General features: G+C 47.0%; 19 protein-coding genes. All 19 read right to left on the bottom strand.

Features of this window, described 5'->3' with window-relative positions; translation table 11 throughout:
- Nucleotides 1-26: 26 nt before the first annotated feature.
- Nucleotides 27-260, bottom strand: coding sequence for a hypothetical protein (locus tag ACETK5_RS08915; RefSeq protein WP_326113248.1), 234 nt, complete (start codon nt 258-260; stop codon nt 27-29).
- Nucleotides 261-269: 9 nt separating this feature from the next.
- A complete protein-coding gene (locus ACETK5_RS08910) occupies nt 270-656 on the bottom strand; it encodes a GNAT family N-acetyltransferase (protein WP_394055171.1) in 387 nt (128 codons plus the stop codon).
- Between the two features lie 14 nt (nt 657-670).
- On the bottom strand, nt 671-853 hold the full coding sequence (locus ACETK5_RS08905) for a GNAT family N-acetyltransferase (RefSeq protein ID WP_326113246.1): 183 nt from the start codon (nt 851-853) through the stop codon (nt 671-673).
- A gap of 23 nt (nt 854-876) precedes the next feature.
- The gene (locus ACETK5_RS08900; RefSeq protein WP_326113245.1) at nt 877-1533 is read right to left on the bottom strand and encodes an HAD family hydrolase; all 657 of its coding nucleotides are present in this window, start codon (nt 1531-1533) and stop codon (nt 877-879) included.
- A gap of 52 nt (nt 1534-1585) precedes the next feature.
- The gene (locus ACETK5_RS08895) at nt 1586-2065 is read right to left on the bottom strand and encodes a GNAT family N-acetyltransferase (protein WP_394055168.1); all 480 of its coding nucleotides are present in this window, start codon (nt 2063-2065) and stop codon (nt 1586-1588) included.
- A gap of 15 nt (nt 2066-2080) precedes the next feature.
- Entirely contained in the window at nt 2081-2782 is a 702-nt protein-coding gene (locus tag ACETK5_RS08890; RefSeq protein ID WP_326113243.1) for a class I SAM-dependent DNA methyltransferase, read from the bottom strand.
- Between the two features lie 218 nt (nt 2783-3000).
- Complete coding sequence (locus tag ACETK5_RS08885; RefSeq protein ID WP_326113242.1) at nt 3001-3747, bottom strand: GNAT family N-acetyltransferase; 747 nt, start codon at nt 3745-3747, stop codon at nt 3001-3003.
- 11 nt (nt 3748-3758) lie between these two features.
- Nucleotides 3759-4316 carry a GNAT family N-acetyltransferase gene (locus ACETK5_RS08880; protein ID WP_100537716.1) on the bottom strand — a complete coding sequence of 186 codons (558 nt, stop codon included), beginning with the start codon at nt 4314-4316 and terminating at the stop codon, nt 3759-3761.
- A gap of 35 nt (nt 4317-4351) precedes the next feature.
- The gene (locus ACETK5_RS08875) at nt 4352-4729 is read right to left on the bottom strand and encodes a ribonuclease FAU-1 family protein (protein ID WP_394055167.1); all 378 of its coding nucleotides are present in this window, start codon (nt 4727-4729) and stop codon (nt 4352-4354) included.
- A 159-nt stretch (nt 4730-4888) separates the two neighbouring features.
- A complete protein-coding gene (locus tag ACETK5_RS08870) occupies nt 4889-5533 on the bottom strand; it encodes a hypothetical protein (RefSeq protein ID WP_326113240.1) in 645 nt (214 codons plus the stop codon).
- Between the two features lie 128 nt (nt 5534-5661).
- Nucleotides 5662-6207 (bottom strand): GNAT family N-acetyltransferase, encoded by a 546-nt coding sequence (locus ACETK5_RS08865; RefSeq protein ID WP_326113239.1) that lies wholly within the window; start codon nt 6205-6207, stop codon nt 5662-5664.
- Between the two features lie 47 nt (nt 6208-6254).
- Entirely contained in the window at nt 6255-6596 is a 342-nt protein-coding gene (locus ACETK5_RS08860; RefSeq protein ID WP_243390741.1) for a DUF3139 domain-containing protein, read from the bottom strand.
- Nucleotides 6597-6613: 17 nt separating this feature from the next.
- Nucleotides 6614-7243 carry a hypothetical protein gene (locus ACETK5_RS08855; protein ID WP_394055165.1) on the bottom strand — a complete coding sequence of 210 codons (630 nt, stop codon included), beginning with the start codon at nt 7241-7243 and terminating at the stop codon, nt 6614-6616.
- Nucleotides 7244-7646: 403 nt separating this feature from the next.
- Nucleotides 7647-8051, bottom strand: coding sequence for a NusG domain II-containing protein (locus ACETK5_RS08850; RefSeq protein ID WP_326113237.1), 405 nt, complete (start codon nt 8049-8051; stop codon nt 7647-7649).
- Nucleotides 8052-8184: 133 nt separating this feature from the next.
- A complete protein-coding gene (locus ACETK5_RS08845; protein ID WP_326113236.1) occupies nt 8185-8655 on the bottom strand; it encodes a hypothetical protein in 471 nt (156 codons plus the stop codon).
- Nucleotides 8656-8669: 14 nt separating this feature from the next.
- Nucleotides 8670-9209 (bottom strand): thioredoxin domain-containing protein, encoded by a 540-nt coding sequence (locus tag ACETK5_RS08840; protein ID WP_394055163.1) that lies wholly within the window; start codon nt 9207-9209, stop codon nt 8670-8672.
- A 10-nt stretch (nt 9210-9219) separates the two neighbouring features.
- Entirely contained in the window at nt 9220-9747 is a 528-nt protein-coding gene (locus ACETK5_RS08835) for a MauE/DoxX family redox-associated membrane protein (RefSeq protein WP_326113234.1), read from the bottom strand.
- Between the two features lie 22 nt (nt 9748-9769).
- Complete coding sequence (locus ACETK5_RS08830) at nt 9770-10405, bottom strand: hypothetical protein (protein ID WP_326113233.1); 636 nt, start codon at nt 10403-10405, stop codon at nt 9770-9772.
- Between the two features lie 210 nt (nt 10406-10615).
- Entirely contained in the window at nt 10616-12067 is a 1452-nt protein-coding gene (locus tag ACETK5_RS08825; RefSeq protein WP_394055160.1) for a carbon starvation CstA family protein, read from the bottom strand.
- Nucleotides 12068-12134: the final 67 nt, after the last annotated feature.

Below are 12134 nucleotides of genomic sequence, written 5' to 3'. Positions count from 1 at the left end.
GCTGCCCTCCTTACATGCTGCTTAACTCATTGCAAACTGGATTGTTGATTCAATTCCCTAATCTTTTGCCTTCTTTGGTCCTCTAGATGATCCCTGTTACTCTTTACCAGCTCCGTTAGACGAACGAGTATGAACAACAACAACGTAATGATTGCCCCTGCTGCTAATATCATCATGATCCATTCATTTACTGCAAAGAGCATAGTTAGAAGCAATTCAATCAAAATGAAGATTCCCGCTCCAAGGACAAGTTGTTTCATAATGCCTCCTTAACTCTCTCTGCGGAGTTTATAGAGATGATGCCGCTCCTGCTCAAGCTCGATTTCGCCCATATATTTAAACCCGCATTTTTGGATCACTTTATTGGAGGCATGATTATGAACGACGGCTACAGCACTTAGCTCGAGCTCATTTGTGTTACGGAACAAGAACTGAATTAATGCCCGTACAGCTTGCGTTGTGTATCCCTTATTGTAATACCGATTGGAAATTCCGTACATGATCTCTCTATTAGGCGGGGGCAGTTCTTCCTTAGGACCTGTATTGCACCAGCCGATACATTCGCCTGTTTCTTTCAAGACTATGGCTAGCCGCAGACGCAGCTGCCCCACATCCCCGCCGTCATGAACGGCCTGCAAGAACTGCCGATTCTCCACAATCTCATAGTGAGTTAACCATTAAGTCGTTGTTCCCTCGATACATCCCAACCGGGGAGGAACTGTCTGATCTCCGGTTCGTGCGTGATCTTAAAGATCGCATCAAGGTCTTCCATCTTATACTCCCTGAGCAGGATGTCCTCACATTCAATGGTGAAGGGCATTCCTTGAGAATCGATTTTTGTCTTATTGTTCAATATAGTCCTCCTGCATTCATTGCTCAATTCCCCTTGCCCATGACGAGGGCTATCAGCTGATCGGGCCGAGTATAAATCTCATCCGGCTCAACGCCAAATTGTGCGTTCTGCACGGTATCAAACCAATGCGCTCCAATGGTGAACACCTGGGCTGATTTACCTGCCGCTATATCGGCATCGCTGTCGCCGACAAAAACCACGTCCGATGTGCTCAGGCTCAACAATTGAACGGCTTTGAATATCCCTTCCGGGTCCGGCTTGGAACGTTCAACCTCATCACCCGTGATGGTAGCAGCAAAAAAAACGTCCAGCTCCAGATTTCTAAGACAGATATCCAGGCACCTTCTGCTCTTGCCCGTAATAATGACCATGGGTATTTGTAAATCCCACAACTTCGAGATTAGATTCTGGATCGATTCCGACACCTGTACATGCTTCTGAAAATCCTTCTCAAACACTTCGTAATAATATTCTACGGCTTCGTCAACATGGGCTGGATTCGAGAGATAATTAGTTATAATCTCTTCCTCCGTTGGCCCAAACGTCTGCACGATTTCCGCATCCGTCAACGTTTTGCCTTCATATTTCAAGAAAACCGCCCGGAACGCTTTAAACGAAAGCGGCAACGTATCTGCTAATGTACCATCAAAATCAAACAGCACTGCCTGAATGGTGGACATACCTCGCTCCCCTTTCATCCTTTGCTTCAAGAACGACTATACACCATCCCACTCAGACTAAATTCATCCTCATCTGAATGGTAATCATTTTCCGATCATCATCTAACGTCGTAATACGGACATCGAAGGGCTCAAATCCAAGCTTATGATAAAACACAAGACCTCTGGAATTGGTATTATGGCAGCTAAGATAAAAGCAAGTCATTCCATATTTCTCTTTGGCTATATCCATCATGGTCTGTAACAGCTTCTGCGCAGCTCCCATTCCCCTATGCGACGGAGAAACGATAACATTGCCAAGCCACAGAGATTGATCCATATCCTCATAAAAATTGGCGTAAGCGACAACCTGCCCTGAAGATTCTTCAACAATAACCGTGGGATCATATCGGTTTTCCAGCAATCCCAGGATTTGCTCAGGTGTCAAAGGAAACTCCGATTTGGGACTCATGTAAAACAGTTCTTCCGGCGTTTGAGGAAAGCTGCATATCGCTGACAAATCCTCGTTCGCCAGAGGCCTATGGATGTACATATCACAAGCTCCTCCTTACTTCGTATTTCGTGCAATATACATGCCTCTTCCAATCAAGCCTTGGGGATCGTGCTCTACGTCCAGTCCCGCTTCCTGGAAAGCCTTGATCATCTCGTCCACGGTAAAGAGTCCCATACGATGCTCCTCCGTATAATGCTCGATTCCATGCTCGCTTCCAAACAAATACTCGAATTTCATGATCGAAATAGGGCCTTCGCGGTCCGAATGAGACATCCTGCTCATATGGATCCCACGATGCTCGGTCATCATCGTGTCCACTCTTCCGGATGTCCAGACATCCGGTGTAAACCACGGCTCAACCAGAATGACACCCTCCTCGTTCAGATGCTCCTTAAACTGCTTAAGGGTTTGCACCAACAGATCCAGCGTTTTCACATACCCGATGGAGCTGAACAGACACAGGATGACATCATATTTCCGTTCCAAGCGAAATCGGGTCATGTCGGCAACCGAATAATCACCCTCAGGATTTTTTGACTTCGCTATCGAGACGAATTCGGAATTTAGATCGATACCGTCGATCGAATAGTACTGCTTTAAGAAAAAAGCATGTTCCGCGGTTCCACAGGCAACGTCAAGCAGGGTCCGGAAATCCCTACCCTGTTTTTCAATATATTCCCGGACCTGCTGAGCCTCCTGCTCATAATCCTTGAAGCTGTAGATCACGTCATAATATTTCGACGATAAATCAAACATGGGTTCACCAACCTTCCGCAACGTAAGCAACCTTCACGTCGTATCTGCAGCCAAATCATCGTTCGTTGACTAAAAAGAACCCACTTAGATAGCACCTTCTTAAGTCAGGTCATCCATGCCAGGCTTCTTCCATGATTATACAACTGTTCATCAGATTGAGTAACCCCTTGTCATGCAAGCGGCAGATCTACAACATCCATGGATGGGGTTATATGTCCTTACCCTTCGATACGCTTATGTCTGTACCAATAGGAATAAATCTCTTTGTACTGAAGACGATCATACAACCGGCTTGCAGCAAGATTATGCTGTACCACCTGCAAATAGCTGCGCGTGGCTCCATTCTTCTTAGCCCAATGCAGAATATGTAATAGTAACTGTTTGCCGAACCCGCGATTTCGATATGCCGGAGCGGTAGCCAAATCATATATTCCTACAAAGCCCTGCTCCAAAGCTCCGATCCCGCATGCTACAGGTTCAGCTTGATCATATAGGATGAAGAATCCATACTGTATCACGGAATAGTTAAACAGTTTTCTTTTCACAGCCTTGTTCCTGTCGGAAATTCCGGTTATGTCCGCAAGCACATCCAGCCATTCATCGGTCAGCTTTTCTTCGATCTTAACTTCCTCATGAGATGGAGGCTCAATATCATCCAGGTGATCCAACACTCTGAGGCTGGTAGGATCCAGTATGGTATATCCTCTGGATTCTAAAATAGGATCGAGTTCCTGCGGATTGAATGGTGTGATTTTAAATACGACGTCAAGCCCAGCTTTAACATATAAACGCTCACATTGTTCGATCTGGCCATAAAGGTCTATGGAAGGCTCCGTATAGAGAGCGTGAATGGAGTTGGATCTCTTTGTATATCCGTCTGCAAATCGTAACAGCCATCCATGCTGTGTCAAGATTTGGAGCGCCGGCCAAGCGTTTAAGGTAAGCTCTTCGATTCTCTTATGCACGTATACCACTCCTACAATCTGAATATAACAGGAACATCCGAGAGCTTTCTTTTCCATATCAAATGGTCAGCTCCACTCCCCCAATGGTCCTGAAGGATATAATCGGGTTCACCCAGCTTCTTCTTCCAAATCTTCTGTGCACGAGAGTATCCGCTATCCAAACAAAATTCCGTCAGTCCCTTATTGTGAAGCGTAAGATACATGACATTTAACATTAGATTTCCGATCCCTTGCTGTTGGCAATCCGGATGAACAAATACCGTTCCGATTTCAACCACATCACGCAATTCGCCATGAGTAGCTTCCCGGATCAATGCATTGGATGGTCCAAACTCGATGCAGCTCACAATGTGGTTCTCTAGTAGTCCGATGAGAAAGTATCTCTGCTCTCCGTTCGTATCCAGATCTGCGTTCAAGCACCTTCTTTTGCTCTCAATCTCCAACTCAATGTCCTCCAGTAAATCTGCCAAGCCTTCTTTGGCAAAAGTGTCGGTAATCATGAGCCTGAAAAAATGCTCCATCGCCTCTATATCGCCGCGATTGGGTCGCCTAACTTCTACTTGAAGCATGAAATGTCCTCCTTGTATCTTCAATTACAATAGACTCAGAGGTTGATCAATTGTTGAAAGTGCCTGATACTACTGTTGATTACGTGGTTTTCTCCAGACCGGATTTCCAATATGATCTTTGCCGCCGTTTCTTTAGCCAGCCTATAATCTTCGCGTTCAATATGCCCTTGGCGTAAGGCATCCTCAAGCTCATCCTCATCTTGGATGAAAAAGTTTCCGTCTGGAAGCACAATAACATCCAGATAAAGATCATCCCAATAGGGGATTCCTTCGTCACTAACTCCATTCGACCTAGAAATATCGATATACCGTTGCAGCACTTCATGGCTTTGGTTCAACATCGTGGTCACACAGAAGTTGGAATTCACAGGAAACTGCTGAAGCCAAAAGTACCCGTCAGCTGCGATGCACAATTCTTCGCCCTGATATTGAACGAATAACTTTTCTCTACTTGATGAAGGGTAAGTAAAGTAACATATCCCTTGAAATCCTGCTCCTCAATGAATATACACTTGAAATTTCTGCTTACGACTCTTCGCCAATCGATCCGGTCAGCATATTTTCTTTTCAATTTAACCTCCATGTGCATGAATCCCCGAAGGGATGAATAATGTGTTCAACTCGCCAGCTATATCCTGTATGAACATTTCCACTTTATCTAAGGTAAAATAAATCAGCTCAATCTTCGGCTCATTACGTTCATCCCACAGCCACTCTAATTTGATCGTACGATACTGCTCCACCTCCGACTTCTCAACAAAAAGAGGTATGGCATGCCCTTCCGAATCCTTAAGTTTATTCAAAATGGAGTCTGTCCAAGGCTGTGATCGTTTCAATTCGAATTCGAGCTGACTGACCTCTTGGTTATATGTATATCCTATGTGTTCTTTGTCATCTATGTTTTCTTTCTTAAAAGCAGCGTACAACGTCTGAATCCACCGCAAATCCGTGTAGATATGCGCAAAATAACCGTATATATATTCTTTCCATGCCTTCTCCGGCTCCAGATTTAGATAATGCAAATAGTTCTCCTTGATGAGGTTTGCATCAGGCAGCCTTCCGTCACGTACCAGATGCGTAATCCCTTTCTGTTCTCTCGTGATCTTGCCTCTAACATGAATGGCATCCGGAGCGATGCTCCCTATCAGCAAATGCGAGGACGGCTCCGGTCCGCCCAGCTTCTGGGCAACCCCGAAATGGACCATAGGCCACGGCATAGCGATAACCTCCTGAAATTATCGTAATTGTGAGAAAGACCCAGCACCCCAAATGCTCCCATCTCAGGTATGAGTCTTGATGATCGGTTTGTCTTGGACACTATTGAAGTATGTACCTTTCGATGCGTTTACTCCAAGCGTTCATTGCGGATAACCATATGGAGGTGGTCTTCCCAGACGCCGTTAATCTTCAGGTATTTGATAGCCAATCCTTCTTCGTAGAAGCCTAGTCGTCTCACTACATTCAATGAAGCTTTGTTCCTTGGCATGATGTTAGCTTCCAACCGGTGCAGCTCCAGCGTATCAAAACAATAGGTGACCACGGCCCGTAGCGCTTCGGTCATATACCCTTTTCCCGTATGTGCCTGAGCCAGCTTGTACCCCACATGTGCCGATTGAAAAACGCCTCGAACGATATTGCTGATCGCAATCGAACCGATGATTTCATCATCTTTATGCAGCCACACTTTGAACAGAGATCCGTCAGCTATGCTTCGACTCTCCGCAGCCAGAATCTCCGCCTGCTTATCCATGGTATAGAACTCAGCTTCTCTAGCGGGCTCCCATACCTTCCAATGCTCATCGTTCCTGATTATAAAATCCACCACATCCGCTGCCCGGTCCCGATCCATGGTCTTCAACTGCAGACGTGATGTTTGTAGCATAATGGACATGCTATGCCCCCCTTCAACAACTTAAATTAAAATCAGATAATACTATATCATTCCCTTGGGATATAATGCTTTAGCTTTGATCGGGTAATTCCACGGGCTTTCCCCTCAGGAGTCAACCGGTATTCGAACTGCATAATCGTGTCATGGGCAAAATAAATATATTCGACGTCAGGCTCGTCCTTAAACACCACGACAACATAAAAGGGAGGCAGCTTAACCCCCCAGACGCCTTGTACCGACTGTATCTCATCCTTGCTGTAACGTTCTTCTTCCAGCAGGTAGGCATTCACCTTCTTAGCGTAGATCATTTTGTTCGCCTGCACGTACACAAAGGGAGACAGAAGCACAAGAACGAACAAAACCAATAAGGCAATTTTGATTTTCTTCACTATATTCCCTGCTATTTTCATAGATTAAAATGCCGTTTAACCTCTTCGTAGTTCTCCTGAATGCTTCTGCTTCCGTCCACGAATATGACCTTGAATCCCCGTTCCATGGCGTCCTTGGCCACACATGCCGCAAAACCGATATCTCGTCCCATCCAATTCTGAAACGCGGTATCGGGATCATCGCATTGATTCAGAATATCGTGGATCCATTCCCGCTTCGCATAATGCTCCTTCTGGAAATCCGGTACCGGCACGATCCATATCGCCTGATGAGGGCTGGATACCAGCTGTGCTACTTTTTCCGGCAAAAGAGCTGCGCCCTCCACAATGATGGGGCTTGTGTCGTCCATGGCCGATACATCATCCACAATCATCCGGAATTCCTCGCGATAAAACTCCAGCTCTTCATGGACCTGCTGCTCTACAGGTCGAGACCACAACGTATTCCAGGTCATATCCTTCAATCGGAACATGGTTGGAAACTCAGACGGATGGGATGCGTTCACATGCTGCTCGTTGAACAAATCACATTGATAGTAGGTATAGCCGTACTCTTTCGCGATCATATCGGCAATCGTGGATTTGCCTGAACAGGGGGAGCCTCCAATCCAGTATACGTGCGAGTAGTCTTTTTTCTCGTTCATCATCTAATCATGCCCCTCTATCACTATCGTTTCTTAACTCGTTTCGAATGTCCAGCAATACGTTCCAGATTGCCCTCAAATATACCACAACGAATAAAAAGCCTACAATCAATATCAGCGCGATCATATCCATCTTCTCCCCACCTTTACTGCTATGACTGCAGACCTTCAATTGACCATAACTCTTCTATATGTATTCTCTCTTACCTTTAGCGCTTTTTCGTATCCGCAGCGTATCTGTGATTGTTACCTGACTTCATTTCCTCTCTAATTATAACTATCCTTTCAGCTAAAAAGTTACGCTAGCCTTACATTCACGCCAATTGTCCTAAATAACAAAAAGAACCGGCATAAATCCCCGGTTCTTTATAAAATCTATGAAAGTCATCCCTTTCTTAACCAGGACTTAGCCAACCACGGCATCCAGCTCCGTCTCACGCTGTTCATGCTCGGGAACTAACACCTCGACCACGACTCTGGTCGGTACGCAGATGATCTGCTGATAGGGTTCCGAGATAAATCCCATATCCAGTGCAATTCTCTTCGGGGCATCCGAGTAGATCATCTGGATCCCGTAGTCATATACTTTCAGCGTGTTGTGTCCAAACTTCGTCTTAATATCAATGATACGTTCGTCCCCGGTCAGCGGGACGGTTTCGTATTCTTTGCCATTCACCGTAATCAAGGCCTGCAGTTGTCCTTGCTGATAATCCACATGGCTATGTTTCCACCATTGCAGACCCGTGAAGGATCCAAGGATCAGGATCAAGGCAAACAGGATCTTATCTCCGCGTCTTATTCTGGACAACATGCTCCCTCCTTATATGAACAGTCTTTCGACCCAAGTATGAACAATGTTCAAAGCCATCGAAATGAATTTTGTCACATTCGCCAACTATGTTGATGCCCACATGAATTGCATAAACCATACCTTTTTGCTTCTATCAATACAGCTCCGTTGACCTGCATGCACAGATTACATACCGCCCATAGACCCGTGCTCCCTGATAACACCAATTCCTTCCGACATACGGATGTACATAGCGCGAGATGCAATCCTGACACTTGGCCCGTTGTCCCGCTGGATCACTCGTATACCACCACCCGGATGGATAAGGACATAAACCTTTGCAATCGTCAATCACCGTCTTGGGGGTGCAAATGATATAATCGGACGGACAGGAAGCATCTGCGCCGCAGCCCGAGCAATATTGTCCATGCGGAGGCCGGCAGGGCCCCGCAGCAAACGAGATTTTGACGATATCGTCATCATCGGGCCGGACCAATACTTTGGCGAGCGTCTCGGCCGTTTTTTGCGCAAATGTATTCAGTAGCGACTTCCGATTCATCTTCCGGGTAACCCGGCTGATCAACACCTGCGTCTCTTCGTCCTTATTCTCCGGCTTCCGCCACATACTCTCACCTCATCTTAAGAAGCCCTTGATGCTTTCGCGTACGCTTCAAGCTGTTCCCGGCTGTTGACCAAACCCTTATGCCGGATAACGCCCTTCATATCCACCGCATAGGCGTAGGGGGTGACCTGCACATCCAGATGATTCGCAAACTCCGAACTTACGATCAGCACCTCACCGTCATAAGCTATTTTCCGGACATAATCCGATGCTAAATCCACGGACGAGAATAGCAAAAGAATGGGTTTCACGTTATTCATTCTGGCGATCCGCCTAAAATCCGGCAAAATATCGGCGCATTCCTTACACGTCGGCGATCCAAACAGCATGAGGGAGGGCGTGCCAATCAGCTCGCTCGTGGACCACTCGGCTCCCTGCAGGGTCGTTGTTGAGGCCCCGGGTATTTTGTTGCCGACCGGAATGCCGGACTGATTCACGCCTCTCGCGGTACCCATCACCATAATCCCCAACTGCCGAAACAGAACCAGATTCAGAATGACCAACGGTACGACCAGAATCCACAGCATCGTATATGAGATCCAGAAGAACGTGTTCATCGCGGCCTCCTTACAACCTTTTTATTTTGGAAACATAAGGTGCGGCAATCTCGCGGTATATTCGGATCGCATGCAGCGCATCCGGAACCCCTATGATGATAAAGAGCGATAACAGCAGCATCATCCCCTCCATAAGCAGGCCGGTAACAGCGAAAGAGTGACTGTGGGGAAACCAGACAGGATGGCTGTAAGCCAACCCCATGAGACCCATCGCCAGATTGAACCCGATCAATGGAAAACCAAGCTTGGAGCTGATCTGAGGCCCAAGGCAGCCGCAGTCCACCCTTCCTTTTTTCCGGATGAAATAAGCGACGCCCAAGCCCTGAACGAAATAGAGTAATGAGATGCTCAAGAAGCTGAGTCGCGATGGAAAACAATATACCAAGGTCACTGACAGGACTTGCAGCAGGGTGAGTAGAACATGCAGACGGGCACTTCCGGGGAAACGATCCGGGTCACCGAATACACGGCTCCAGCCAAAACTCACCACCGACAACAGCATTGGCAGAGTAACGGATATCGCAAGCAAATCATACATGGGTCCGTAAGCTCCTTTCTCTTCAGTAGCTGATGATCCAGATGATGGAACCGATGATCAGCAGCTTGGAGACCGTTTGCCGCACGGCTGTAAGCAGCGTGAGGTTGCGTACCCTCTTTTCAAGCATGCGGTACACGATGGATCGGATCAGCGGGAGGCTGAACAAGGTACCGCGAACAAACCCAAACGTTGCCCCTGCCAGCAGACTCAACCACCAAGGAGCGGCGAATAAGGAAACCAGGATATAGGCGTGAAAGAGGACGCCCACCTGCAATGTGATGAAACCCAGGCCCAGAATTTGGCCCCATAATACCGCGGAGCGGTACCCTGCATGCTTGATCCATTCCGAGGGAACGATGAAATTGCCGGATGGAAGAATCCCCGTTTTATGAATGAACTCCAAGGCCAGGAGTATGGCAAACAGCACAACGATAATATAGTTTTGATATAAACCAACCGGGGTTAATTTCAGCAAAAAATTGATGAACCCGATCACCAGTCCCGTCATAGCGCCGCCCAAGGTACAGGACACGATATATACCAGCGCATATTTGGATTTACTGACCTTCGTGCTCTCCAGACTGCCTAACACATTCAGCCCACAGGTGGTGTCTACGCTGGCCAGCGCGGCACCAACGGCAAATATAAAAAGCAACATCGATAACAAGTTATGCCACCTCCGCACCATTCCTAGAAATGAACCCTTCACTTCCTCATCTTATGAGTGACAGCCTGTCGATTATTTACACAAATATCCTATGCGCTTTGTATGCCTGCTGCATGGCTATCTTATTGAGCAAAAAAGAAACCGTCCATGGACAATCTCCATAGACGGTTTAGATTTAGGCATGCATGCTCGAGGATCTCGTTATGCGACCTTATGATAATCCGAGATATCCACCTCAAGCGGCATTTCGGCTGCGCGCGCTTTTTGAGCCGCTTTAAAGAATACGAAAACCAATATGACACTGATGACAGCACCCACGATGTAAGATACATTCATGGACTGCCTGAATCCGATCTGCGCGTTCAGAATGTATACCGTTGTTGTGTAAAGCATAAATGCACCGGGAATCAGCGCTACCCAGTAATTTTTACGGGCTATGAACAGGTACATCGCACTGACAAACAGAGCAATAACCGCGGTAGCCTGGTTCGCCCAGGAGAAATATCTCCAGAGAATATTAAAGTCAATCTGCGTTAAGGCAATGGAGATGACAAACAAAGGAATGGCAATGATAAGGCGCCGCTTCATGCTGAATTGTGGCAGCTTGATATAATCGGCAATGATCATGCGCGCGCTTCGAAATGCGGTATCCCCCGAGGTAATCGGCAGCACGATCACTCCCAGTACAGCCAGCGTGCCTACAACAGCACCTAATGTCACCTTCGCGACCTCGCTTACGACAAGACCTGTTCCGCCGGTAGCAAGAAGCTCGTTCAAGCCATGGGGCCCCTTGAACAAACTCATCGCGGCCGCGGCCCATACCATGGCAATGATCCCCTCGGCAATCATCATTCCATAAAAGATCTTACGTCCCTGCTTCTCGGTTTGTGTTGTCCGGGAAATAATCGGCGTCTGGGTAGCATGGAATCCGGATAAAGCGCCGCACGTAATCGTCAGAAACAGCAGCGGGAAAATCGGCATATGATCCGGATGTAAATTGGCTAATGTCAATTCCGGTATCGGTACCTGCTGTATAATCAGCATCCCGCCGACACCAAGAGACGCTATGAGTAACAGCGCGCCGAATATCGGATAGAAGCGGCCAATGATTTTATCAATGGGCAGCAGCGTTGCCAGAATATAATAGCCGAAAATAAACAGGGTGATGATCCACAAACTGACTTTGCCGTTCATCAGATTGTGAAGCAGGCTGGCTGGTGAGGTCACAAAGACGGTACCTACCAAGACCAGCAGCAGAATCGCGAAAGCGTTCACAACATGCTTCATCACTTTACCCAGAAACTTGCCAGCAAGCTCCGGCAGATGCGCGCCACGGTTGCGGATGGAGATCATGCCCGTCAGGTAATCATGCACAGCTCCGGCAAAAATACACCCCAGCACAATCCAGATAAAAGCAACCGGTCCATAGAGCGCGCCCATAATGGGTCCGAAGATGGGGCCCACACCGGCTATATTGAGGAGCTGAATCAGCGAGTTTTTGTTTGAGCTCATGGGCAGATAATCGACGCCGTCCTGATTGACATAAGCAGGTGTGGCCCGTTCTTCTTTAACTCCGAACATTTTTTCAATGTATTTTCCATAAGTGAAATATCCAATAACCAGCAGAATGATCGATATGATGAAGGTATACATGCCTTCGCCCCCTTTTTCTTGAAATCGCTTACATTGATTATAAGAAATTATCGCAGTCCAAGGGCGA

It is taken from the genome of Paenibacillus ilasis, assembly GCF_043195395.1.
In the GTDB taxonomy this organism is placed as follows: Bacteria; Bacillota; Bacilli; order Paenibacillales; family Paenibacillaceae; genus Paenibacillus_AQ; species Paenibacillus_AQ lautus.
This window is presented reverse-complemented; position numbering and strand designations above follow the sequence as displayed.

Bases quoted from the DNA above. Each gene is read 5' to 3' on its own strand.
- ACETK5_RS08855 (WP_394055165.1), bottom strand. From the start codon at position 7,243: ATGATGAACGAGAAAAAAGACTACTCGCACGTATACTGGATTGGAGGC.
- ACETK5_RS08870 (WP_326113240.1), bottom strand. From the start codon at position 5,533: ATGCCGTGGCCTATGGTCCATTTCGGGGTTGCCCAGAAGCTGGGCGGA.
- ACETK5_RS08915 (WP_326113248.1), bottom strand. From the start codon at position 260: ATGAAACAACTTGTCCTTGGAGCGGGAATCTTCATTTTGATTGAATTG.
- ACETK5_RS08895 (WP_394055168.1), bottom strand. From the start codon at position 2,065: ATGTACATCCATAGGCCTCTGGCGAACGAGGATTTGTCAGCGATATGC.
- ACETK5_RS08900 (WP_326113245.1), bottom strand. From the start codon at position 1,533: ATGTCCACCATTCAGGCAGTGCTGTTTGATTTTGATGGTACATTAGCA.
- ACETK5_RS08840 (WP_394055163.1), bottom strand. From the start codon at position 9,209: ATGAACACGTTCTTCTGGATCTCATATACGATGCTGTGGATTCTGGTC.
- ACETK5_RS08835 (WP_326113234.1), bottom strand. From the start codon at position 9,747: ATGTATGATTTGCTTGCGATATCCGTTACTCTGCCAATGCTGTTGTCG.
- ACETK5_RS08880 (WP_100537716.1), bottom strand. From the start codon at position 4,316: ATGCTTCAAGTAGAAGTTAGGCGACCCAATCGCGGCGATATAGAGGCG.
- ACETK5_RS08850 (WP_326113237.1), bottom strand. From the start codon at position 8,051: ATGTTGTCCAGAATAAGACGCGGAGATAAGATCCTGTTTGCCTTGATC.
- ACETK5_RS08830 (WP_326113233.1), bottom strand. From the start codon at position 10,405: ATGTTGCTTTTTATATTTGCCGTTGGTGCCGCGCTGGCCAGCGTAGAC.
- ACETK5_RS08845 (WP_326113236.1), bottom strand. From the start codon at position 8,655: ATGTGGCGGAAGCCGGAGAATAAGGACGAAGAGACGCAGGTGTTGATC.
- ACETK5_RS08865 (WP_326113239.1), bottom strand. From the start codon at position 6,207: ATGTCCATTATGCTACAAACATCACGTCTGCAGTTGAAGACCATGGAT.
- ACETK5_RS08890 (WP_326113243.1), bottom strand. From the start codon at position 2,782: ATGTTTGATTTATCGTCGAAATATTATGACGTGATCTACAGCTTCAAG.
- ACETK5_RS08825 (WP_394055160.1), bottom strand. From the start codon at position 12,067: ATGTATACCTTCATCATATCGATCATTCTGCTGGTTATTGGATATTTC.